General features: G+C 65.0%; 18 protein-coding genes and 2 pseudogenes. 10 read left to right on the top strand and 10 right to left on the bottom strand.

What is annotated here, in order from left to right:
• Positions 1 to 61: 61 nt before the first annotated feature.
• The 4 genes and pseudogenes from MUN23_RS07850 to MUN23_RS07835 form a co-directional block, all read right to left on the bottom strand.
• Positions 62 to 1,387 (bottom strand): glycosyltransferase family 87 protein, encoded by a 1,326-nt coding sequence (locus MUN23_RS07850; RefSeq protein ID WP_371876035.1) that lies wholly within the window; start codon positions 1,385 to 1,387, stop codon positions 62 to 64.
• Between the two features lie 158 nt (positions 1,388 to 1,545).
• The gene (locus tag MUN23_RS07845) at positions 1,546 to 2,655 is read right to left on the bottom strand and encodes a GTP pyrophosphokinase family protein (protein ID WP_248763293.1); all 1,110 of its coding nucleotides are present in this window, start codon (positions 2,653 to 2,655) and stop codon (positions 1,546 to 1,548) included.
• A gap of 52 nt (positions 2,656 to 2,707) precedes the next feature.
• Positions 2,708 to 3,746, bottom strand: a pseudogene (locus MUN23_RS07840) (LacI family DNA-binding transcriptional regulator).
• A gap of 59 nt (positions 3,747 to 3,805) precedes the next feature.
• On the bottom strand, positions 3,806 to 4,843 hold the full coding sequence (locus MUN23_RS07835) for a LacI family DNA-binding transcriptional regulator (protein WP_248763292.1): 1,038 nt from the start codon (positions 4,841 to 4,843) through the stop codon (positions 3,806 to 3,808).
• Between the two features lie 177 nt (positions 4,844 to 5,020).
• Between MUN23_RS07835 and MUN23_RS07830 the strand changes: the two genes are divergently transcribed.
• The 8 genes from MUN23_RS07830 to MUN23_RS07795 all read left to right on the top strand — a co-directional run bounded on the left by MUN23_RS07830 (position 5,021) and on the right by MUN23_RS07795 (position 14,086).
• On the top strand, positions 5,021 to 6,379 hold the full coding sequence (locus MUN23_RS07830) for an ABC transporter substrate-binding protein (protein ID WP_248763291.1): 1,359 nt from the start codon (positions 5,021 to 5,023) through the stop codon (positions 6,377 to 6,379).
• Entirely contained in the window at positions 6,376 to 7,356 is a 981-nt protein-coding gene (locus MUN23_RS07825; protein ID WP_371875998.1) for a carbohydrate ABC transporter permease, read from the top strand. The genes MUN23_RS07830 and MUN23_RS07825 overlap by 4 nt, the downstream gene beginning before the upstream one ends.
• 158 nt (positions 7,357 to 7,514) lie before the next feature.
• Positions 7,515 to 8,303: a carbohydrate ABC transporter permease gene (locus MUN23_RS07820; protein ID WP_248764028.1), complete on the top strand. Its 789-nt coding sequence runs from the start codon at positions 7,515 to 7,517 to the stop codon at positions 8,301 to 8,303.
• A gap of 27 nt (positions 8,304 to 8,330) precedes the next feature.
• Positions 8,331 to 9,176 carry a sugar phosphate isomerase/epimerase gene (locus MUN23_RS07815; RefSeq protein WP_248763290.1) on the top strand — a complete coding sequence of 282 codons (846 nt, stop codon included), beginning with the start codon at positions 8,331 to 8,333 and terminating at the stop codon, positions 9,174 to 9,176.
• Entirely contained in the window at positions 9,173 to 10,381 is a 1,209-nt protein-coding gene (locus tag MUN23_RS07810) for a Gfo/Idh/MocA family protein (RefSeq protein ID WP_248763289.1), read from the top strand. Before MUN23_RS07815 ends, MUN23_RS07810 begins: the two co-directional genes overlap by 4 nt.
• A gap of 277 nt (positions 10,382 to 10,658) precedes the next feature.
• Entirely contained in the window at positions 10,659 to 11,687 is a 1,029-nt protein-coding gene (locus MUN23_RS07805) for a nucleoside hydrolase (protein WP_371875997.1), read from the top strand.
• Positions 11,688 to 13,115, top strand: coding sequence for an MFS transporter (locus tag MUN23_RS07800; protein ID WP_248763288.1), 1,428 nt, complete (start codon positions 11,688 to 11,690; stop codon positions 13,113 to 13,115). It abuts the gene before it with no gap.
• Complete coding sequence (locus tag MUN23_RS07795; RefSeq protein ID WP_248763287.1) at positions 13,112 to 14,086, top strand: ribokinase; 975 nt, start codon at positions 13,112 to 13,114, stop codon at positions 14,084 to 14,086. The genes MUN23_RS07800 and MUN23_RS07795 overlap by 4 nt, the downstream gene beginning before the upstream one ends.
• Before the next feature lie 92 nt (positions 14,087 to 14,178).
• On the opposite strand, the gene MUN23_RS07790 is transcribed toward MUN23_RS07795, so the two are convergent.
• Both MUN23_RS07790 and MUN23_RS07785 read right to left on the bottom strand, forming a co-directional pair.
• Positions 14,179 to 15,138: a polysaccharide deacetylase gene (locus MUN23_RS07790; RefSeq protein ID WP_248763286.1), complete on the bottom strand. Its 960-nt coding sequence runs from the start codon at positions 15,136 to 15,138 to the stop codon at positions 14,179 to 14,181.
• A gap of 52 nt (positions 15,139 to 15,190) precedes the next feature.
• Positions 15,191 to 16,717, bottom strand: a complete 1,527-nt coding sequence (locus MUN23_RS07785; protein ID WP_248763285.1) for a cytosine permease — start codon at positions 16,715 to 16,717, stop codon at positions 15,191 to 15,193.
• A gap of 109 nt (positions 16,718 to 16,826) precedes the next feature.
• Here MUN23_RS07785 and MUN23_RS07780 point away from each other — a divergent pair, with 109 nt between their 5' ends.
• A complete protein-coding gene (locus MUN23_RS07780; protein WP_248763284.1) occupies positions 16,827 to 18,392 on the top strand; it encodes a PucR family transcriptional regulator in 1,566 nt (521 codons plus the stop codon).
• Positions 18,393 to 18,534: 142 nt separating this feature from the next.
• Here the strand turns inward: MUN23_RS07780 and hxlA are convergent, their stop codons facing one another.
• A complete protein-coding gene (hxlA, locus tag MUN23_RS07775) occupies positions 18,535 to 19,158 on the bottom strand; it encodes a 3-hexulose-6-phosphate synthase (RefSeq protein ID WP_248763283.1) in 624 nt (207 codons plus the stop codon).
• A gap of 46 nt (positions 19,159 to 19,204) precedes the next feature.
• Complete coding sequence (hxlB, locus tag MUN23_RS07770) at positions 19,205 to 19,834, bottom strand: 6-phospho-3-hexuloisomerase (protein WP_371875996.1); 630 nt, start codon at positions 19,832 to 19,834, stop codon at positions 19,205 to 19,207.
• Between the two features lie 122 nt (positions 19,835 to 19,956).
• Between hxlB and MUN23_RS07765 the strand changes: the two genes are divergently transcribed.
• The gene (locus tag MUN23_RS07765; protein ID WP_248763281.1) at positions 19,957 to 21,285 is read left to right on the top strand and encodes a LuxR C-terminal-related transcriptional regulator; all 1,329 of its coding nucleotides are present in this window, start codon (positions 19,957 to 19,959) and stop codon (positions 21,283 to 21,285) included.
• A gap of 57 nt (positions 21,286 to 21,342) precedes the next feature.
• On the opposite strand, the pseudogene MUN23_RS07760 reads toward MUN23_RS07765, so the two are convergent.
• Together MUN23_RS07760 and MUN23_RS07755 are read right to left on the bottom strand one after the other, a co-directional pair.
• Positions 21,343 to 21,708: pseudogene (locus MUN23_RS07760) on the bottom strand (radical SAM protein); the annotation flags it as partial.
• 39 nt (positions 21,709 to 21,747) lie between these two features.
• On the bottom strand, positions 21,748 to 21,936 hold the full coding sequence (locus MUN23_RS07755; RefSeq protein ID WP_248763280.1) for a hypothetical protein: 189 nt from the start codon (positions 21,934 to 21,936) through the stop codon (positions 21,748 to 21,750).
• Between the last annotated feature and the right edge of the window lie 45 nt (positions 21,937 to 21,981).

Genomic DNA, 21,981 nt, shown 5'->3' with positions numbered 1-21,981 from the left:
GCGGGCGGGCAGGACGGTGCTGCGGACGCTGACCAGCCGGTCGAAGAACTTCGTGGAAATCTCAGGACTCCTTGAGCGCGGGGACGGACGCGGGAGTCTTTTTGCCCAGCGAGTACAGGCGCCGGACCGACCACAGGAACAGGACCACCAGGAGGACGTTGCGGATGGTCAGCACGCCGGCCATGAGGGGGTTGTTGTGGCTGAGGGCATCGTAGAACAGCGGGTAGATGAAGAACGTGGCCACGGCGATCGCGATGAGCATGGCCGCGGGGACCCGCCACTCACGCCAGCTGTGCGCCAGGCCCACCGCTACGGCCGGGGCCAGCCACACCATGAACTGGGGCGAGCCCACCTTGTTGAACACCACAAAGGCGGTGGCCAGGGTGAGCGCCCCGGCCAGCAGCAGCTCGGTGCGGTCCACGCCGCCGTCGGCCTTGCCGTTGCCGTTGAGCTTGCCGTTGTGCAGTGCCCAGAACGTCAGTCCGGCTACGAGCAGCGCGGCAAGGATGAGGAGCGGCTGCATGAGCACGGACATCACCGCGGTGCCGGGGCCGTCCACCTGCATGGAGTTGATATCGGTGTTCATGTACATCCGGGAGTCGCCGATGTTCAGCACGGACAGCCACAGCCACGGGGTGGTGAATGTTGCCTCGAGCTGCATGCCCCTGTCGCCCTGCTGGGTCAGGAAGTTCAGCAGCTTGGACACACTGCCAACCGCGGCGGCGAGTGCCACCACCACTGCTGACGTGGCCACTCCGGCCAGCACCACCAGCAGGCGGTTCTTGACCACGGCGAACAGGGCCAGCATGACGGCGGCCGGCCACACCTTCACCCAGGTGGCCGCGGCGAGCAGGACCGACGCGATAAACGGCCGGCCCACACCATAGGCCAGGGCCACCAGGACGATCGGTGCGGTGAGGCCGTCCACGCGCGCGAAGCCGAGCCAGCCCATCAGCAGCGTGAAGATCAGCCACCACCAGCCCGCGGGGATCGCGTCCTGGTTGCGGCCACGCTCCGTGAGCTTGGCCAGGGCCCAGCCGTTGAGGATGGTGGTCATCAGCACCCAGAGGAAGAAAAACGGTCCGGGACCGGCAAGCCCTGCAAGTGCCATGGGGATCAGCGCGAGGATCGGGTAAACCCACGGGCTGGGGCCGCCGCTGAGGTTGGTTTCGTCAAAACCCGCCCGGGCCCACTCGCGGTAAATGAAGGTGTCGCTGAAGGCCTCGCCGCGCAGGGAAAGCAGCGCCGCGAAGATCAGAAACCCCAGGTGCACCAGGATGAAGCCGGTGAGGAGCCCCCGCGGCGTGTTCAGCCAGGACCGTGCGCCCGCAGGCAGGATGACATTGCGGATCCGGGTGAGCGTGGCGAAGAATGCGTCCGTGGAAATGGCGGAATCCTTGTCAGAGAGGGGCAAAAACAGGTGCCGGATCTTGCCGCGGGGCTGGAGCCGGGAGCAACGGAGGTCCGTCTACAACAGCCTCCACCTTGAGTCAAGGGTAGTTGAATCTCGGAGGTGCCCAATAATCCTGCGGTTTCGTGAGCGGTCTACTCGGACTTGGTCTGGCGGTAGCGCTCGATCTGTTTGAGCCGCCGCAGGAGGCTGTCGCGCCGCGGGTGCGGGACGGCGTCGGGCGCCTCTGCGGTGAGGTCGATGTGTTTGGTGCCGTACTGCCAGAGCAGGAGGTCATCCAGCAGGCGGTCCGGGCCGGGGGAGTAGCGGTGGTCCAGCGCCTTGCGGACCTCGGTGATCCGTTGGGCGCTGAGCAGGCCGGCCAGCTGGACGGTCTGGTTGAGGCCGTGGGCGGCCATGAGCTCGGCGGCCCAGCCCCAGTCGTCATCCACTTTGCGGTCCACGTGCGGCAGCAGCGTCCGCCAGACGTCGCGGATCCGGTTGGGTGTGAGCTGCGCGGCGCCTTCACCGTCCAGGTCCCAGTAGCTGCGGACTTCCTCGTAGCGTTCGTGGAGGTCCGCGAAGGCGCTTTCCACGGTTTCCAGCATGGCGGCGGTGGCGGTGAACTGCCGGTCGAAATGCGGCGTCCAGGCGCGTGGGTCCTCTGCCTTGAAACGGATGTCGTGCTCGATCTCGCTCCACGCGTGGGCGAAGACGGTGCGGATCTGGCATTCAAAGAAGTAGCTGCCGTTGGCCGGAACGTCAGGATTGAAGGCCTGCTGGTAATCCTTGACGGCCTCGTTCTGGATGGTGCGCAGGATGAGGTGGCGGCTGGAGTAGCCGTACGTGCCGGACTCGATGGAGCCGATGTCCTTCTCGCGGTCGCCGCGGCAGTCGAACACCTGGCGCTGGCGCTTGATGATGTTGGCCACCAAGGCATTCTCCGCGGGCAGCTTGGTGATAACGCGCACGCCCACCATGTCGTTGAGGGTGCGGAACGGGTCCGGGAACTTCAATACTGGCGGACCGCCGGGTTCCAGCGGTTCCTCAATCCGGGAAATCTTCTCCCGGAACGATTCCACCGATTTGGTGCGCCCGGTGACAAACAGCGGCGTGACCTCGGTGTCCTTCAGCATGTCGCGGAGGATGTGGAGAACGTCCTTGGTGACCAGCTTCAGGGCAGGGCGGACGCGCTCGTAGATCTCCACGTTCTCCTGCACGGATTCACGCAGGCTGATGTCCAGGCTGTCCCAGTTACTCGGCATGCCCCCAGCTTACGGCGGGGGTGTGACAGCGGGTTGTCATGCCGGCACAGTGTTATGCCGAGGTGGAGTTGCGGACCACCAGGGAGCTCTCCAGCGTCAGCTGCGGCTGCTCCAGCCGATGGCCTTCTATGAGCCGGCGCAGCTGCCCGCCTGCCTTCAGCCCCAGTGAGGTTGCCGGCAGGTGAACGCTGGTCAGGCTGGGATTGCTGGTGGCGGAGTACGGCAGATCGTCGAAGCCGGCGATGGCCAGTTCGTCCGGAATCTGCACGCCTGCCACCCGTGCTTCCTGCAGCACGCCATAGGCGTGGGTGTCCGTGCAGCAGACGACGGCGGTGACCCCGGCCTGCTGCCACTCCGGCCAGGCGGCGGCGAACGCGGCGGCGGACGCGCCGACGTCGATGGTGGTACTGATGATGTGGCCGGGCTCCACCTTTATTCCGTGGGCCGCTGCCTCGTCCAGGAAGGCTCCGCGGCGGATGGCGAACGTGGCTGTGCCGGTGACGCTGTCCACGTAGGCCACCCGGCGGTGCCCGGTGTCCGCCAGATGCGCGGCCAGCTGGCGCGCGCCGTGCGCAACGTCCAGATTCACGGACGGGGCGTAGGCCTCCAGCCCCGGGGCATCGAGCAGGACCACGGGGCCGGCGGCTGAAAGATCGTCCAGGAATTCGGCGTTGGGGGGCACCCACCAGCAGCCCGGCCGGCCGGAGCGCCATCAGCTTCCGGACGTCGCCCGCCTGCGGGAACTCGCCGGCGGGGGTGACGGACAGCAGCAGCTGGTAATCAGCCCCGAGTGACTCCCGGACGCCGGCGATCACCTTGGCGAAAAACGGGTTGGAGATGTCCGGAGACACGAGGATAACGATGGAGCTTACACCTTTGGCCAGTGAGCTGCCGATCCCGTCCACCACGTACCCGAGCTCGGAAATTGCGTCCCGCACCCTGGCGACGTTGTCCTCAGAAACGCGGCCCGCAGTCTTGCCGTTGGCCACCAACGAAACCGTCGCCGTCGAGACGCCGGCGCGGGCCGCCACCATGGCGGCGGTGATGCGCGGCGTGCGTCCAGGGTGCTGCGCCTGCTCGACGGATTCCATACCCCCGATGGTAGCGGGCAGTAGGCGGTCGGGGTTGATGGCCAACGCCGCGGCTGGATCTACTTTCGGTGCGGGGCGGCTCCGGTGGAGGCGCGGATGGTTAGGTGGGTAGGAAGTTCGACCTGCATCCGAGGGGAAACGGTTGAGGGACGCAGGCGGCTGAGGAGCATGTCGGTTGCCACGCGGCCCGCCTGCTCGATGGGCGCCGTCAGGGTGGTCAGCGGCGGGTTGCAGAAGTCGGCGCCGAAGACATCGTCGCAGCCGATCACGCTCAGCTCCCCGGGCACGTCCACTCCGCGTTCCTTGAGCCGGACGAGCATGCCGATGGCGACCAGATCGTTGAAGGCGATGCACGCCGTGGCCCCGCTATTGAGGGCCGCATCGGCCGCGGCAGCTCCGGAGCGCTGGCTCGGATAATACGGCCCTAGCCTGCGGATGGAGATGCCCAAGGTGTCGGCGGTTTCCTGGAGTGCGGTCCAGCGGCGGCCGTCCGACCAGGAGGCAACCGGCCCGGCCATGTACGCGATGTCGCGGTGGCCCAGGGAAAACAGGTGCTCAACGGCTTGCTGGACACCGCGGGCGGTATCGATCAGGACGGTCGGAACGCCGGGGCTGGTCCTGTTGATCGTGACGATGGGGACCCTTGCGGCGGCCTGCGCGAGCTTGTCGTCGTCGAGCCGGCTGGCCGCCAGGATAAATCCGTCTACGGAGCCCCGCATCTGGTCCAGGTAGTTCTCCTCAAGGTCGTTGTCTTCTTCGGTGTCTACCAGCAGCTGCGTGAAACCCGAGGCCCGCAGCTGGCGCTGGGTGCCGCGGATGAGATCCAGGAAAAACCCATTGTTGATGTCAGGAACGAGCAGCGCGACGAACCCGGTACGCACGGAGCTTCTCGCACGGCCAACGGAGGTGGGCACATAGCCCAGCTCTGCCGCGGCCGCTTCGACCCGCTCCCTCGTGGCCCAGTTGACCCGACCGGGCTGGGACAGTGCCCGTGAGACCGTCGAGGTGGCAACCCCGCTGAGGGCCGCGACGTCCTTGATGGTCGGTGCCCGCCTGTGCACAGCCTCGTTTGGTTCAGCGGCGGTGACGTTTTCCATGGTAATCCCCTTGGCAACCCTGTTCGGATGATGTGTTTATCATGGCATTTTTGGCAATTTTTGGCAACGCATTGCGCCTGTTGCCATGCTTGCCATAGTGTCCCAGGTAACACTTCGGCCCTTTTGGCCGTGCCCTGTATATCCGGGCGATGACTCAATGAGGAGATACCAGAAGACATGAACAGAGCTAAGTTGCGGCTTATCGGCGCCGCCGCCTCCATCTCAATCGGTGCGTTGGGCCTCGTTGCCTGCGGCGGCCCCGAAGCCGCCACTGACGGCAAGGTAGACGGAGCCGGTAAGACACTGAACGTGCTGGTCGGAGCGAATGCCCAGCACGGTGAGAAGTACAAGGTCTGGCAGGCGCACATCGCTGAGGAGTTCAAGAAGTCCACCGGCGCGGATGTTGAGTTTGAGACGTTCGCGTCGGCTTCTGATGAACTGTCCAAGATCCAGACCTCGGTTGTGTCGGGGCAGGGCCCGGACGTTTATTCGGTGGGTACGACATTCGTGCCGACGGCATATTCAACGGATGCCTTCGTCAAGTTCGATGACCAGCAGTGGGACAAGGTCGGCGGCCGGGACCGTTTCGTGCCGGCGACGCTGGGTATCTCCGGTCCCGACGAGAAGAATGAAGTGGGAGTTCCTTTCCTGAGCCGGCCGTTCGTGCTGGCGTACAACACTGAACTCTTCGAGAAGGCGGGCCTGGGCAAGCCGGCGGAGACCTGGGACGGTTTGCTGGAGCAGGCGAAGAAGCTTACTGGCGGATCGACCTATGGGTTCGCGACCGGCTATGCGGATAACTATTCGCCGTGGAAGTTCATCTGGACCATGGCCAACCAGGCCGGAAATCCCCTGGTAGACGGGGACAAGGCACGCCTCGAGGACCCTGCAGTGCTGAAGGCCTACGAAACCTACTTCGGCTGGCTGACAAAGGACAAGGTGGTCAACCCGGCCGCAGCGGGCTGGAATGACAGCCAGGCTGCTGCAGATTTTGCCGCCGGCAAGTCGGCGATGATGCTCATGACGACGGCAAATGCCAAACCGACCTTCGACTCGTCCGCTATTAAGGGCAAGTACGCCTTCACCACCATGCCCACCGTACCGCCGGGCCAGAGCACCGCTCCTTCCGGCGGGAACGCTGTCACTTCGATCATCTCGGGTGACGATCTTGTGATCGCGGAGTACTCCGAGAACCAGGACTTGGCAGCCGCCTACATCAAGCTCGTGACCAGCGAGGACGAACAGCTGCACTACCACAAGACGTTCGGCGACCTGCCCGCCAATGCGGCGGCTGCAAAGAAGGTCGCTGACGCCGATGCGGCCCTGGCACCCATGATCGAGTCCGCGAAGCAGGCCAAGTCGACCCCCTTCACCGGAGCTTGGGGTGACATCCAGCTGGCCCTGACCAACATTGTTGCCCAAGCGCGCCCGGCCCTGGCCAACGGCGGGGTCAGCCAGTCCGCGATCGAAGCTGCCCTGGCCCAGGCGCAGAAGGACGCCCAAGCCTCACTGGACAGGGCAGCGGCCAGCAAGTGAGTATCCTGACGAAGAACAAAGACGCCCGACAAGGGCGCCCACCGGCCCCGGCACCTGACGGGGGGACGCCTACTGTCCGGCGGCGGACCGTTAGCGAACGCAGCCGCCCGTTGTGGCTGCTTACCCCCGGCGGTCTGCTGATCGGCCTGATCATAGTGATACCCCTGCTGCTGGGTGTCTACATCTCGATGCTGCAGCTGGACCAGTACACGATCCGCAAGTGGGTCAGCGCACCCTTCGTGGGCCTGTCCAACTTCGTTGAAGCGTTCACTGCCACGGACATGATGCACGCCTTCGGCAACAGCGTCTCGTTCTCCATCATCGCGACTTTGCTGACCGTGCCCCTCGGAGTGTTCGCAGCGCTTGCAACTCAGAATGCGTTCCGTGGCCGGGCGCTTGTCCGTTCGGTTTTTCTCATCCCCTATGTGCTGCCGTCTTTCGTAGTTGGCACGTTCTGGCGGACCATGCTCCAGCCCGACGGGATAGTCAACCAATTCTTGATGAGCGTGGGTCTCCCAGCCGGCCAATGGCTGAGCGGCCCGGCGAGCTATTGGGTGCTGGTCATGGTCGAAGTTTGGGCGGCCTGGCCGTTCATCTACCTCATGGCCCTGTCGGGTCTGCAGGCCGTGGACCAGGAGGTCCACGAGGCCGCGGCCATCGACGGCGCCCTGTGGTGGACGAAGCTGCGGTACGTAATCTTTCCCTACCTGCGCGGGCCGGTGGCCCTGGCCTGCCTCATTGCCACGCTCCATCACATCGAAAACTTCTCGCTGGCCTTCGTCCTCTTCGGCGTTCCGGCCCCGTACGACATCCAGCTCCTGCCGACCCTGGTCTACAGCATGAGCTTTACCAGCCTCCGGTTCGGTGTGGGCGCGGCGATGGGCCTGCTGTCCCTGCTGTTCATCGCCCTGCCGTTGTACTTCTACCTGCGGGCCGTCAAACTCGATACCGGCGCGGATTCAGGAGCCAAAAAATGACCGACACAACTACGGCCGCTGAGCAGGAGACCCTGCCGGGCAGAACCGAAGTCCGGGAGGCCGGCCGAAAGAGGGCCCGCTCAGGAGGGCAGTCGGCGGCCGTCAACAAGCTGCTGCCCAAACCACTGCTGGTCACCGGCATTGCGGGCCTCTGCACGATGATCGCCATCCCGCTCCTCTACCTCGTGTTCGCCTCGATGAATTCCGACGTGGAGGTAGCACGGGGCGCGTTCTTCCCCACCGAATTCACCTTGGAGAACTACACCAAGATCTGGAAAACGCTGCCCCTGGGCCTGGGCCTGACCAACAGCATCCTGATCGCCGGCGCCGTCGCGGTCGTAGCCTCCTTACTGGGCATCATCACCGCGTACGTACTGGTGCGTTTCGAATTCCGCGGACGTCTCGGCATCCTGCGCGGGTTGATCGGATTGCAAAGCCTGCCCGGCACCCTCCTGCTCCTGCCGGTGTTCGTGGTCTTCGCCTCCGCCGGAAACTACCTGGGCATCACCGTCATCGGCACCAGCTGGGGACTGTTCCTTGCGTACCTGACGTTCGCCCTGCCATTTGCGACCTGGGTCATGGTGACTTACCTGCGCGGACTGCCGAAGGAACTGGAGGAGGCGGCCCGGATCGACGGAGCCTCCTCCGTCGGTGTCCTTTTCCGGATCATTTTCCCGCTCAGCTGGCCAGGGCTGGTCGTTGCCGGCGTCTTTTCGTTCCTCCTAGGATGGAATGACGTTCTCTTCGCCTCGGTACTGACCCGCCCGAACACGCAGACCGTCGCCGTCGTCCTTCAGGTCTTCGGTTCCTCCTCGGAAGGAGGTGCACTGCCTCTCTACGGGCAGATGATGGCCGCCTCGCTGGTCTGCGCCGCACCGGTGGTCATCCTTTACCTCATTTTCCAACGCTTCCTCGTCGGCGGGCTCACCGCCGGCGGCGTCAAATAGCGACTCAAGTCCCTAAGGAAACCAAGAATGAACGAAAACAAGGTCACCTGGGCACTGTCCGGCTTCGGCGACGAAATCAGCCCCGACCCCGTCATCCAGATCGCCGTCCTTCAGGCGCTGGGCGCCAACCACATCGAAGTCCGCAGCACCTGGGGAACCAACATCGTTGACTTGTCCGAGGAAGACCTGCAGCGGCTGCAGGGCATCCTGTCCGAGCACAGCATGGGCGTTTCCGCGATCGCCTCGCCCGTCGGAAAGGTGGATGTCAGCGAACCGGTTGAGGCCGAAGTCGCACGGCTTCTCAGGGCCATCCATGCCGCGAAGACGCTGGGCACGCGATACATCCGCATTTTCTCGTTCTACCGCGCTCAGGATGCGACCGCCGAATCGATCCGTGAGCCGGTGATGGAGCGGATGCGCGCCCTGGCCGCCGCGGCCGAAGCCGCCGACGTGATCCTGCTGCATGAAAACGAAAAGGACATCTACGGGGACACCCCGGACCGCGTCCTGGACATCATCGAGACCGTTAACTCGCCGGCCCTGCGGGTGGCGTGGGATGCGGCCAACTTTGTCCAGGTCGGGGTCAGGCCGTTCACGGAGGGGTATGCACGACTCCGTCCCTACCTTGAATACCTTCAGGTTAAGGACGCCCGCATGGACAACCAGCTGGTCATGCCCGCCGGTGAAGGCGACGGAGAGATGCAGGAAACCATCAATGCGTTGCGCGATGACGGATTCACCGGGTTTGCTTCCCTGGAACCGCACCTTGCCAACACGCACCACCTTGGCGGATTCTCCGGCCCGGCCGCCTTCGGCGTCGCCGGACGAGCCTTCAACCGCATCCTCGACGCGGCAGGAGTGGCAACCCGATGAACAACGAAGCCGCGAACACCGAGACTTCACTCCCGGTCCAGCCCCCGGCCCGGTTACGCACCGCCCTGGTCGGTTGCGGGGTGATCGGTCGGCAGCATGCCCGCGTCGTCGCCTCCAACGACGACCTGGACCTCGTTGCTGTAATCGACGTTGCGGAACCCGCCGCAACGGCCCTGGCCGACACCGTCGCAGCCGAACTTCACCGCCCCCGCCCGGCCATCCACACTTCCCTGAGCGATGCCCTCGTAGGCGAACGCATCGACGTCGTGGTGATTTGCACACCCAGCGGTCTCCACTCCGACCTGGCAGTGGAAGCGCTGAACGCCGGCAAACACGTCATCATCGAGAAACCCCTCGACGTCGATCTGCCTAGCGCCCGCAAGGTGTCCAAGGCCGCCGAAGAGGCCAGTTCCCGGGGCCAGGTCATTTCAGTGATCAGCCAGCACAGGTTCGATCGGGCCAGCATCGCGGTTGCCTCGGCGATCGACGCCGGCCGCTTCGGCCGCGTCACCTCCGTCGTCGCCTCCCTTGCCTGGTGGCGCTCACAGGACTACTACGATTCCGGGCAGTGGCGGGGCACCTGGGATATGGACGGCGGCGGAGCCGTGATGAACCAGGGCGTGCACACCGTGGACCTGCTCCTGTGGTTCCTTGGCAGGCCCATGGAGATTCACGCCCACACAGCGCTGCTGGCCCACGAGAACATCGAAGTCGAAGATACCGCAGTGGCCACAATCCGCTTCGAATCCGGGGCCCTGGCGGTGCTGCACTGCACCACCGCCGCATACCCCGGGCTGACGGCCCGGCTGCAGGTCCACGGCAACCGCGGCTCTGCAGTCATCGACAACGACCGCCTGGTGTACTTCCATAGCGCCGCCAACGACCCGGACGTTGCCTCCGTTCCCTCCTACGGCCTTGCCGGCGGAGGGAACCAGGCTTTGGACGAAGTGGGCGAACGGGACGCGTCAGCCAACGCGAGCGGCGCCGATGACCTGCAGACAGCACACCAAAAGCAGTACGAAAACGTTGTCGACGCCATCCGAACAGGTTCCCCGACGCTCGTGGGGCTCAGTGAGGCCACCGCCGCGCTGGCCACAGTCCGCGCCCTCTACGTCTCGGCCACACTGGGAACCCCGGTGAAATTCGAGGATGTCATGGCCGGCAAATACGATGACCTCCGGCTGCTGACAGGCGGAGCGCCGTGAGGAGCGCCCGGTACTCCGCCTGAGCTGTGCCCGGAGGTTCCGGTGCATGCTGCAGGGCCCTCGGCCATCGACGGGACCCGCGGCACTTCATTGACCGGCCTGCGCTGACCGGCCGCGTCGCCGGAGCCGGCGGCGTGGCCCGGCAGGGTCAAGCCGCGTTAAGCCGCGGCAATGCGTCAAGCGTTTGACGTGCGGCAACGTTAAGCGCTTGACGCGCGGCTTGGGCAGGTGTCATGATCTCCGTGAATGCTTTCGGCCACTGCTCCGGCAGGCCCCAATGACGTGGAGATTTAACGTGGAATCCAAACCGATGAAACCCGCCCCCAAGAAGATCATTCTTGACTGCGACCCCGGGCATGACGACGCCGTGGCCATCCTGCTCGCACACGGCAACCCTGACATTGAACTGCTGGCCGTCACCACCGTGGTGGGCAACCAGACGCTCGAAAAGGTCACCAAGAACGCGCTCGCCGTCGGGACCATCGCCGGCATCACCGGTGTGCCGTTTGCCGCCGGCTGCGGCCGGCCCCTGGTCCGCACCATCGAAACCGCGCCGTCCATCCACGGCGAAACGGGCATGGACGGCCCTGCACAGCCCGAGTCCTCCATCGAACTGGACCCGCGCCACGCCGTCGACCTCATCATTGACACTGTGATGGCCCACGAACCGGGCACGGTCACTTTGGTCCCCACCGGCGGCCTTACCAACATCGCGCTGGCAGCCCGCAAGGAACCGCGCATTGTGGAACGCGTCAAGGAAGTTGTCCTGATGGGCGGCGGCTACCACGTGGGCAACTGGAGCGCCGTGGCCGAATTCAACATCATCATCGACCCCGAAGCCGCCCACATCGTGTTCAACGAGAAGTGGCCCGTGGTGATGGTGGGCCTGGACCTCACGCACCAGGCCCTGGCCACCCCGGACGTGGTGGAGAAGATTGCGGCTGTGGGAACCGGACCCGCCAAGTTCGTGATGGAACTGATGGAGTTCTTCACCCAGACCTACAAGGACGCCCAGGGCTTTGACTTCCCGCCCGTCCACGATCCGTGCGCCGTGGCCTATGTGATCGATCCCAGCATCGTCACCACCCGCAAGGTTCCGGTGGACATCGAACTGCAGGGCACACTGACGCTCGGCATGACCGTGGCCGACTTCCGCGCCCCCGCACCGGAGGACTGCACCACCTCCGTGGCCGTTGACCTGGACCACGCCCGTTTCTGGGACCTCGTCACGGATGCCCTCTTGCGCATCGGCGAACCTGCCGTTCTTGAAACCGCCGGCCTTGCAGCAGCCACGGGAGGCAAGTAAATGAGTGCCACCCTCACCGACACGAAGACCAGCCGCGGCAACGTCACTGCCCTGATGGTCGCCCTGCTGGCCGCGTGCGTCGCCTTCCAGCTCAACGCCTCCATGCTCAGCCCCGCCCTGGTCACCATGGGCAAGGAACTGAACACCGATCAGGCCGTCATCGGACTCTCCCAGACCTGGTTCTTCACCGCGGCCGCCCTGTTCTCGCTCTTCCTGCCGCGCCTGAGCGACATCATCGGCCGCAAGAAGATCCTGATCGGCATGATGCTCCTGATGGCCGTCGGTTCGGTCATCGCGGCCATGGCCCCGGACGTGACCTGGCTCTTTGTGGGCCGCATCATCCAGGGCGTCAGCGGCCCCACCGTGCCGTTGTGCCTGATCATGCTGCGGTCCGCCGTCAGCAACCCGCGCAAGTACGGGACGCTCATGGGCCTCATCACCGCCGTCAACGGCGGCGTGGCCGGCGTCGACTCCTTTGTGGGCGGCTACTTCGCCGAACACTTCGGGTTCCGCAGCATCTTCTGGCTCATGGTGGTCCTGGCCCTCGTCGCCACCGCCCTGATCGCCTTCCTCGCCGGCGAGAGCAAGCCGGCCGCCGGCACCTCCATGGACTGGCTGGGCGTGTTCTTCATCGTCGTCGCCGTGGGTGCGCTGCTCACCGCCCTCAACGAGGGCTCCAAGCTGGTGGGCGCCTTCGCACCCGGCACGCTCCTGCTGGCGATCGGACTGGTGGTGGTCGCCGCCGTCGCGTTCTACTGCTTCTGGACCGTGGAAAAGCGCGCCAAACAGCCCATGGTGGAAACCGTCCACCTGCGCCAGCGTTCCACCTGGGCGCCGCTGCTGACCACCACGCTGACCATGACCGGCATCTTCGCCGTGATCAACGGGATCGTGCCGGCGTATGTGCAGGCCGCGGACCCGGGATTCGGCATCGGCCCGACCGAAATGTCGCTCATCATCCTCACCCCGTACGCCCTGCTCGGCTGGCTGGTGGGTCCCCTCAGCGGCAGGCTCGCGCCCATTCTCGGCTACACCAAGGTCCTGCGCATCGGCATGCTGGGCAGCATCGCCGCCCTGGCCATCATCGCGTTCTTCGGCCTCAGCAGCCTGCCCATGATGATCGCCGGAACCGTCTTGCTGGGCATCATGTACGCCGGTACGGTCAACATCATGCTCAACGGACTCGGAGTTGTCCTCTCACCCGCCGGAAACCCGGGGTTCCTTCCCGGCATGAACGCGGGCGCCTTCAACCTGGGCGCCGGCCTGAGCTTCCTGGTGCTGCCCGCCGTGCTGGTGGCCACCTCGGCCCTCGGCGACGCCCAGGCGTCCTACCTCTCCGTGGTTGTGACGGGCTTGGTCATCACGGTGGCCGCTTTCGCCGCCTCGCTCCTCATCCCCAAGCCCGTCGAGGCTGAGGTGACCGAATGAGTTCCGCAACAGCCGGCACCCAAGGCCGGATCGTCGTCGTCGGTTCCCTGAACGCGGACCTGACCATCTACTGCGAGCGGCTGCCGCTCCCCGGCGAGACGGTGCACGGCAACGGTTTCGTAGTGAACCCGGGCGGCAAGAGCGCCAACCAGGCCGTCGCCGCCAGCCTGCTGGGCGGGGCCGTCAGCCTTGTCGGTGCCGTGGGGGACGATTCCAACGGGAAGATGCTGCTTTCCTCCACCGCCGGCGCGGGCGTCCATGTCGGAGATGTTCGGACCGCCCCCACGGAGACCGGCGTCGCCGTCATCGCCGTGGATGCCCACGGCGAAAACAACATCATCATCTCTGCCGGCGCCAACGGCACCCTGTCGCCCGCGGATGTCACCGCCGCGGCGGAAACGTTCCACGGCGCCGCGGTGGTCTGCCTCTGCCTGGAGGTCAGCCTTGACACGGTTGAGGCCGCCGCCCTGGCAGGGCGCGACGCCGGCGCCACAGTTCTGCTCAACCTCTCGCCGTACGCGGAAATCCCGCAGCAGCTGGCGGACCTGACGGACGTCCTGCTGGTCAACGCCCATGAGGCCTCGCAGTTCCTTGGCGGCGCCGCCATTTCCGGCAGCGACGCGGATGCCGGCGACTGGGACACCGTCCGCCTCCGTTTCGCCGAGCGCGGGCTCCAGCGGGTCCTGGTCACGCTGGGTGCCCACGGTTCCGTGGTGCTGGATTCGCTGGCCCCCACCGGGCAGCAGCTGGTCCAGATAGCACCCGTCAAGGTTGACGCGGTGGACACCACCGGCGCCGGGGATGCCTTCACTGGCGCGGTGGCCGCGCGGCTGGCCGACGGGGCGTCACTGGCTGACGCCGCGGCCTTCGCCTCGATCGCCGCCGCACTCGCCACCACCCGCAAGGGAACGCAGGCCGCCTACCCGGATGAGAACGACGTCAAGCGCGTACTCACCTCGGGTGCCGTCTGACAGTCTGACGGCAGCTACACAAGAAGCGCCCGACGGCGGCAGTCTCCTGCCGCCGTCGGGCGCTTCTTTTCCTTGGGGTTACGGGTCCGGGGCTATCGGCTGCGGCTGCCGGATGGTTTCCACTGGTGAACGGCGGCCGGCGTGAACCGGGCTCCCGTGTCGGGGAACGAAGGGACCTCGATCCGGGCGTGAGTGTGGACCTCCTCGACGGTCCTGCGGGTGTGCTCGGCGATCTCCTCCATGGTGGTGACCCACATGCCGTCCATTGATTTCACCCGGTCAATCAGCTTTTCCAGGGCGACGGCCTTGGACGGGCGCCCCGAGATGAACGGGTGGTTGGTCAGGACAAAGCAGCTGCCCTGGGCGTGGTGCGCCTCGGCTTCCAGTGTCCACATTTCCAGGACCTTGGCCGGGCTTTCGATCACACCGCTGCCGGTGACGCCTGGGTAGAACGCGTACTGTTCCCAGTCGTCCAGGGTCCAGTCGACCGGGATCTCCACGATGTCCCGGGAATCGCCTTCCGCCACCGCAAAACGGTACGGTGCGTCGCCGTCGAGCAGGCTCGAATCGTAGAGGAAACCGCGGTCCGCCAGCAGCGCCGGGGAGTGCCAGTTCAGTTCCCACCACGGCGCGCGGTACCCCACCGGTTCCACGCCGACCTTCGCGAGGGCCTCGAGCCCGCGGTCGATAAAGCGGGCCTCGGTCTCGGCATCGATCCCCTGCATGGGTTCGTGCAGGTACCCGTGGTGGGCCACCTCGTGCCCGGCGTCCACGATGCGCCGGACCGTGTCCGGGTAGCAGTCTGCCGTGAAGCCGGGAACGAAGAAGGTGGCCCGGATGTCCTGTCGCTGGAGGATCTGAAGCAACCGCGGGACCGCCACCTTGGGCCCGTACGACTGGTGGGTCATCAGGGACATCCGGCGCGTGCTCTTCGGATCGTGGGCGATGGTGCAGGACTCGGCGTCGACGTCGAACGTGAATGAGGCTGCTGCCCGCTTGCCCTCGGGCCAGGTGATGGGGTGGGCTGAATCCGCGAATGCTTCAAAGGTCATGGTGTGGTTCCTAGAGGTTCAGTGTCCGTCAGTAATTCAGGTCCGGGGCGTTTCAGAGACCGGCGGGGGCGTTGGTCCGGGCGGCGAATCCCAGGTCTGCGGACGCCGGATGGGCGGCGGCGTCCGTTTGGTCGGCCTCGAGGTATTTGCGGTGGACCTTCGGCCCGAGGATGGCGTAGGTGCCTGCACTGGCAAGGCCGCCGGCAAGCCAGGACAGGTCCCAGCCGCCCAGGGCCACGGCAATGGGGCCCTGCATCGCTGGAACGAGTCCGTACATAAACAGCCAGGTGGCGAAGATGCCGACCAGGAGGGAAACGACGCCTGCCCAGTTGACGCCGGGGAGGCGTTTGGTGCCGACGGCGTCGAAGAGCCTCTCCGGGTTGCCCGGCCAGCGCTTCTCGATCCAGAAGTAGTGGACCAGCATGACTCCGCCCCACGCGGCAACCCACGCCACGAGCCCGATGAGCCAGGCGTCGAGGACTGTTGCGAAGTCTTCCTGGAAGATGAAGAACACGACGGCGGCGAGAGAGAAGACGCCGACGAACAGGTTGAGTTTGCGGCGGCTGATGGTGATGTCCAGCGACTGCGTGGCCACGGAGAAGGTGTAGATGTTGAGGATGTTGGTGGCGATGGGGCCGTGCAGCACCATGAGCAGCACCGGCAGCGCGAGGACGCCGAAGTTCTGGACGATGAGCTTCCCTGGGTCGATTTCGCCGCTGTTGGTGGCCAGGCTTGCGCCGAGGATTCCCAGCCAGACAACGGGGATGAACTGGCCAAGGACCGACGCCAAGTAGACCTTTTTCTTGGGAACTTGGGTGCTCACGAACCGGGAGTAGTCTGCGGCGTAGGTGAACCAGGTGATGCCCCAGCCGATGCCGATGGCGGTCATCACGGCGCTCATGGCCGCGATCCGTTCGGAGCCTTCCAGGATGTTGCCGGCGGGCCCGGCGTACGTCCAGTTGATCTTCATGCCGAACCAGGCAACCGCGGACATCACGGCCAGGATGAGGATGGTGGGCGGCACGGTCCACTTTTCGAAGGCGGCGATGGCTTTGTAGCCGAACCAGGCGATGGCTACCTGCGCGGCCATGATGGCGGTGGCGACGCCGATCTTCCAGCCATAGTTGTGTGCTGTGGGATCCACCCATCCGAGCGTGCCGAAGAGTGCCATGACCAGGTCCAGGATGATCCACGTGTTAACCGCGCACCAGCCGATCACCAGGACCGCCTGGATGGCTGCCGGCAGGTAGTTGCCGCGGCGGCCGAAGGCTGCGCGGGCCAGGACCATGCCGGTGGCGCCGGTCTTTTGGCCGAGGAGCACAAAGCAGCCGAAGAGCAGCATGCCGATCAGGTTGCCCAGGACCAGGACGATGACGGTATCCGCGAAACCCAGCCCCAAGTGGATTCCGAGGGCACCCAGAACCCAGTTGATGGGCGCCAGGTTGGCGCCGGCCCAGATCCAGAACTGTCCGGAGACCTTGTGCGTCCGCTGGGATTCGGGGATCGGCTGGAGCCAGGCTTCGCAATCTTCAAGTGCAGGTTGCTGTCCTGCTCCTGCGGTTGAGGGTTTTTGTTGCATTGGGGCCTCTTCGTTGAGGGGATGGGGATTCCTCAAGATTATGTGTCTCACGCCACATGCACCACATACAATGTGTCTTGAAGTTTATGAGAAAACGCGACGGAGTGTCATGCCAATACGCCTGCAGGATGTTTTGAACCATTCCACCCTCACGCCCGCGGATCCGGTGGTCCGCGCAGCGGCGGCCATTGCGGCCCAGACGCAGCTGCGCTGGATTCACTCCAGTGAGGTTTTGGACATTGCCCCGCTACTTGGCGGCGGTGAACTGTTGCTGACCGGCGGCCAGGCTCTTGCTTTGGCAACGGACAAACGGCGCGCGGACTACATCTGGGAGCTGGCAGAACGCGGCGTGGCCGCGCTGGCCATAGAGACTGGCACGGAGCTGGCCTCGATACCGTCGTCGATGGTGGCAGCAGCTGAAGCGGCCGGCCTTCCGCTGATAGAGCTTCGCAAGGTGGTGCCCTTTGTAGGCGTGATGGAAGCCATCAACTCACTCCTGGTGAGCGAAACTGCTGCCCAGCTGCAGCAGGCTGACCGGGCCAGTCACGCGATGGCGGTGGAGTTGGCCCACGGCGGCAGTCTTGACCGGATCCTGGCTGTCCTGGCGGACGCTACCGGCGCGGAAGTTGTCCTGACATCCACCGCGGGTGCCCCGCTGGCCAGCGCACTGCCGGCTGATCATACGGTTGAGCCGGAGCCCGCCGAATCCAGCGACGCGCCGGACCGTGCCCGGACCATCCAGGTTGACGTGTCCGTGCGTGGCATTCCTTCAGCCCGCCTCAGCCTTCATGCCCTGGCGGGTGCCGACGTGAACCTGGCGAGGATCGCAGGGAACCGCTCGGTGGACATTCTGGCGTTGGCCCTGCTGCAGCGCATGCCCCCCGGCCTCAAGGAGATGGCGGGTGCGGCGCTGATCCGCGCCGTCGATTCCGGAACTCAAAACTGGCGGCTCCAGCAGCTCGCTCCGGCAGCCGGGATCCCGTTGGCCGCGCAGCTGGTGGCTGTTGTGGTTCGTTCCCCCGGCTCACGGCAACCCCGGATGGCTGTGGAGCACGTGCTGGAGCGGGTGGGGCATCACAGTGCAAGCTACGCCGACAACGCGGAACTCTTGGCGCTGGCCGTGCTCCGCCCCGGGAAGACGCAGGAAGACCGGGACGCAATTCTGGCCGGACTGCAGTCGCTGGCGTTGCCGGAAGGGACTGTCAGCGCCGTCGGTCCGGTGGCCACCGGAATCTCGGCGGCGCCATGGTCCCTGACGGAAGCCAGGCTGACGCTGGACCTTGCCGCCGGCGCCGAGCCGTTCAAGGCCGGGCCGGGGCAGTCCGGTGTGGTCCTCGATGCCGACGCTTTCGCGGTGGAGCGGCTCGCGTTCCATACGCTGGATGAAACCCAGCGCACGGACTATGTCAGCCAGCAGCTGGGTGCCCTCCTCGTCCACGATGCCCAACGAAACTCCGCGCTGGTTGAGACGCTGCGGGTCTGGCTGGATTCCGGTTGCAACACGGCGCAGGCCGCGCGTGAGCTGCACCTGGAGCGGCAGTCGATGCATCAGCGGCTCCAGCGGATCTTCTCCCTTTGCGGCGGCGATCCCCGCGGAACGGGCCGTCTGGCAGCGCTGCACCTGGCGACGAAGTTCGTGCGGCTGCCCCGCGCTGGATCTGTTACGCGTAACTAGAAGCGCGCTGTACGCAATGGGTTGAGGGTGGTGAGACCCCGCTACAGAAAGGTCCTGAAGAACGGCGAGAAAGTCAGCTCACGTTCTCTGACACCGAGTTCGAGCGCCGTCTCGCCGTCCTCCGCCGCATGGTGCGTAAGGATCAGGCGATGGCGGCCCGGAGCTCCTTGGCTGCCAATGCGGGATCAGCTGCACCATAAATGGCACCGCCGGCTACGGCAACCTCGGCGCCGGCCCGCTGGACGGCTTCGATGGTGGAGAGGTTAACGCCGCCGGCCACTGAGAAGGGCACGCGGGCCTCTTCCCCGGCACTGAGCAGTCCATCCAGGTCGAAGCCAGGCTGGGCCTGCTCGTCCAGGCCTGCGTGGAACTCCACGAATTTGGCGCCGAGGGCCCGTGCTTCCTTGGCGCGGGTGACCTTGTCCGGCACGCCGATGAGGTCCACGACGATGCCTTTGTTGTGTGCACGGGCCGCCTTCACGGCGCCGGCGATGGTCGAATCGTCGGCGCTTCCCAGCACGGAGACGAGGTCTGCGCCGGCCTTGAATGCGATGTCGGCTTCAAGTTCTCCGGCATCCATGGTCTTCATGTCGGCGAAAACGATCTTGTCAGGGTGGGCCTGCTTGACTGCGGTCACAGCCGTTAGTCCGGCTGCCTTGATCAGGGGCGTACCGAGTTCGATGATGTCAACGTACTCGGCGACCTTGCCGGCCAGCTCAAGCGCGTCTGCGGTGGTCAGGAGGTCCATGGCTACCTGAAGCTTCATGATGTTTCTCTTTCTGTTGGTGTTGGTATGGGGTAAAAGCGGGGGTTTATTCGAGGTTTGCGTGCCGGAGCCAGAGTTCTTCAGCCGGTGCGTCGGTGTCGTTCCAGATGGTTTGGAAAATGGCTTCGGTGAGGACAAAGAGGACCTGCTCGAACAGGCTTCCCGAATACTGGCGGGTGACATTGGAGCTGTGATCCGTCTTTTGCGCGGCAGGTACGATCACCAGGGAATCCGCCAGGTCTGCGAGGCGGGAGTCGGGGTTGGTGGTCACCGCGGCCACACGGGCACCGGCCGCCGCAGCTGTTTCGGCTGCCTTCACCACGCCGGATGTGGAGCCGGAGCCGGAAGCGACCAGAAGCACATCGCCGGCACGGATGGCCGGAGTTGTGGTGTCGCCCGCTACATGGACGTTGAGGCCGAGATGCATTAACCGCATGGCAGCCATACGGAGGACGAGGCCGCTGCGGCCGGCACCGGCGACGAAAACCCTGTCGGCGGAACGGATGGCTGCCGTCAGTGCTTCCAGGCGGTCTCCATCGACCTGGGCAGCGGTGCCACTGATCTCGCCGGCAATGAGGGACAGGTTCTGGAGAATTGCGCCGGCGCTGAGTCGGTCCGATGAACCGAGTGCTGTTGGACCCACAGTTATTTCCTTCGCTCTGTTGGAGGCGTCCATCCATCTGGGATGTATTCCGCCATTAATCCTGCCGCTGCTTTGGTATGGGTGGAACGCCCGCAAAAGGTGGCTATAGCTATACTTTCTGGTAGTTCGTAAGCTGTGCCCGTCGAAAGGACCCCATGACCGGCTCGCCAGTGGACAAGCTCCCACCACTTACACCGGATGGCAGCCCCGGAGTCCCGTCTTTGCCGTGGCCTTTGCTGCAGTCCATCGCGGCGGTGGCGAACGCGCCACTGACCTCCATAGCGGAAGAACTACGGAAGGCGCTTGCTCCTTATCTCGGAAGCAGCGCCCTGGTGATCTTCACGGAGGACTGCACCGGCAGGCCCCGGAAAAAGGCGGGTTTGGAGAGCATCATCTCAAGCGTGTCCATCGACGAACTGGACAGCCTCCGTGCTGCCCTCAGCGGGGAGGAACCTTGGGTGGGGGAGGCCGCGATAGCGGCAAAGGAACGACCAGTTCTCGCGATGAAATACCTCGCCAGCAGGGCCTTGCTGGTGGTTACAGACCCTGTTGCGCCCGGTCCTGAGACCGGTAACGCGGAAGCGGACGCAGACATCGCCAAGTACCTCTGGCACCTTGCCGCGCGCAGGATTCACGAAAAGGTCGCGGATGCTCCGCCCGCATATTTGTTGGAGTCCAGGGCGGCGTCTGCTGAACGCCTCCGGGTGACTTCCGAGCTGGTGGACCAGCACGCGACGACGCTTGAGATCGTCGCTGGGGCGCTGAGGTCAACGGCACTGGACGACGCCTCAGCACGTACGGCAGCCACGGATTTGGTGGCCAAAGCCCTTGTGCGTCTGCGCACGGTGAGTGACAGGACCACGGACCTGATCGAAGAACCGGTAGCCAGGGCATTCGAGCGCCTCAGGGAAGACCTACTTCCGCTGACGCGTTTCAGTGGGGTGGAGGTGCAGTTCGTCGAACCTCCCCTGACGGGGCGGGCCCTCCCGGGGGAAGTCGCCCACGCAGCCCGGGCCATCGTGCGGGGCTTACTGCTGGCCATGCTGGATCAGCCGGACGTTCGAAGGGTCAGGGCCCAGTGGGATTGCGACGGCGAGAATCTGCTGATCAATGTCTGCGACGACGGCGGCGGCACGCTTGCCGCCGACGCATCCAGTTTGGGCAGGCTGGACCGGAGGGTTCAGGCCCTGGACGGAAAGATGCAGGTAGATGTCATGCCCGGCTGGGGTGCAGATGTCTCGGTGACGCTTCCGTTGGATGCCCCGCAGGTTGCTCCTGCCGACGTCAGCGCTTGGAAATTGGGCAGCCGAGAGTTGGAAGTGCTGCAGCACCTTGCATCCGGTCAGCGGAACAGGTCCATCGCAGGCGCCCTCAACATCAGTGAAAACACGGTCAAGTTCCACGTGGGAAACATCTTCCGGAAGATGGGCGTCACCTCGCGTACGGAGGCAATAGCTCTGGCAACCAGCTTTGGCGTGCGATGAATTGAAGCACTAACCGCCCGCGAAGGGCGGCAGGACGTCAACCACATCGCGCGCACGGAGCGCCGAGTGGCGTTCCCGCACCGCGGCGATGATGCCGGCTAGGTCCGGTCGGATCAAGGGTTCGCCACCGGTGATTCGGAGTTCCCTCACACCCGGCATCTCGACACCGAGGCTCACGATTCTCTGGATCTCAGCTGCCGTCATGACAGCCTCCTTCGGAAGCCACTGCATGCCGTCTGCCGGCATGCAGTATGTGCAGCGAAGGTTGCATTTGTCGGTGACTGACAGCCGCAGATCGGTTGCTTGGCGGCCAAAGCGGTCCAGCAACTTCGAAGGCAATCCGGCCGGGCGTGAACTAAGTGCTGGCCCTTGATTGCTGTCCCTGGAACGCCGGATTACCGGGATGCCCAGCTGAACGGTCATGCTTTTGGGGCTGATGCGGCGCGGCCGGTGCAGCCTCCCTCAGCGGATACCAAAGTCGCTGTCGACGTACGAGCCGGGGCGGTTTTGCGTGGGGTGGTGGCAGGTGCAGCCGCTGACCAGCTGCAGCCGAACGGTTACTGGGTTTGATGATTCAAGCTGGATTTCCACAGACTCCTTCCCTTCACTGCTAACCCGGAGGATCTGTTCTTGATCGTGGCGCTCGGACATGTAGGTAACCTTTGCTGCTGGGTGTGGGGGTGTGCCCCGGTGGCA

Source organism: Pseudarthrobacter sp. SSS035 (genome assembly GCF_023273875.1).
Classification (GTDB): Bacteria; Actinomycetota; Actinomycetes; order Actinomycetales; family Micrococcaceae; genus Arthrobacter.
Note: the sequence above shows the minus strand (reverse complement) of the source record. Positions and strands in the feature narration are given on the sequence as shown.

Bases quoted from the DNA above. Each gene is read 5' to 3' on its own strand.
- MUN23_RS07845 (WP_248763293.1), bottom strand. From the start codon at position 2,655: ATGCCGAGTAACTGGGACAGCCTGGACATCAGCCTGCGTGAATCCGTG.
- MUN23_RS07835 (WP_248763292.1), bottom strand. From the start codon at position 4,843: ATGGAAAACGTCACCGCCGCTGAACCAAACGAGGCTGTGCACAGGCGG.
- MUN23_RS07830 (WP_248763291.1), top strand. From the start codon at position 5,021: ATGAACAGAGCTAAGTTGCGGCTTATCGGCGCCGCCGCCTCCATCTCA.
- MUN23_RS07820 (WP_248764028.1), top strand. From the start codon at position 7,515: ATGATCGCCATCCCGCTCCTCTACCTCGTGTTCGCCTCGATGAATTCC.
- MUN23_RS07815 (WP_248763290.1), top strand. From the start codon at position 8,331: ATGAACGAAAACAAGGTCACCTGGGCACTGTCCGGCTTCGGCGACGAA.
- MUN23_RS07810 (WP_248763289.1), top strand. From the start codon at position 9,173: ATGAACAACGAAGCCGCGAACACCGAGACTTCACTCCCGGTCCAGCCC.
- MUN23_RS07805 (WP_371875997.1), top strand. From the start codon at position 10,659: ATGACGTGGAGATTTAACGTGGAATCCAAACCGATGAAACCCGCCCCC.
- MUN23_RS07800 (WP_248763288.1), top strand. From the start codon at position 11,688: ATGAGTGCCACCCTCACCGACACGAAGACCAGCCGCGGCAACGTCACT.
- MUN23_RS07795 (WP_248763287.1), top strand. From the start codon at position 13,112: ATGAGTTCCGCAACAGCCGGCACCCAAGGCCGGATCGTCGTCGTCGGT.
- MUN23_RS07790 (WP_248763286.1), bottom strand. From the start codon at position 15,138: ATGACCTTTGAAGCATTCGCGGATTCAGCCCACCCCATCACCTGGCCC.
- MUN23_RS07785 (WP_248763285.1), bottom strand. From the start codon at position 16,717: ATGCAACAAAAACCCTCAACCGCAGGAGCAGGACAGCAACCTGCACTT.
- MUN23_RS07780 (WP_248763284.1), top strand. From the start codon at position 16,827: ATGCCAATACGCCTGCAGGATGTTTTGAACCATTCCACCCTCACGCCC.
- hxlA (WP_248763283.1), bottom strand. From the start codon at position 19,158: ATGAAGCTTCAGGTAGCCATGGACCTCCTGACCACCGCAGACGCGCTT.
- hxlB (WP_371875996.1), bottom strand. From the start codon at position 19,834: ATGGACGCCTCCAACAGAGCGAAGGAAATAACTGTGGGTCCAACAGCA.
- MUN23_RS07765 (WP_248763281.1), top strand. From the start codon at position 19,957: ATGACCGGCTCGCCAGTGGACAAGCTCCCACCACTTACACCGGATGGC.
- MUN23_RS07755 (WP_248763280.1), bottom strand. From the start codon at position 21,936: ATGTCCGAGCGCCACGATCAAGAACAGATCCTCCGGGTTAGCAGTGAA.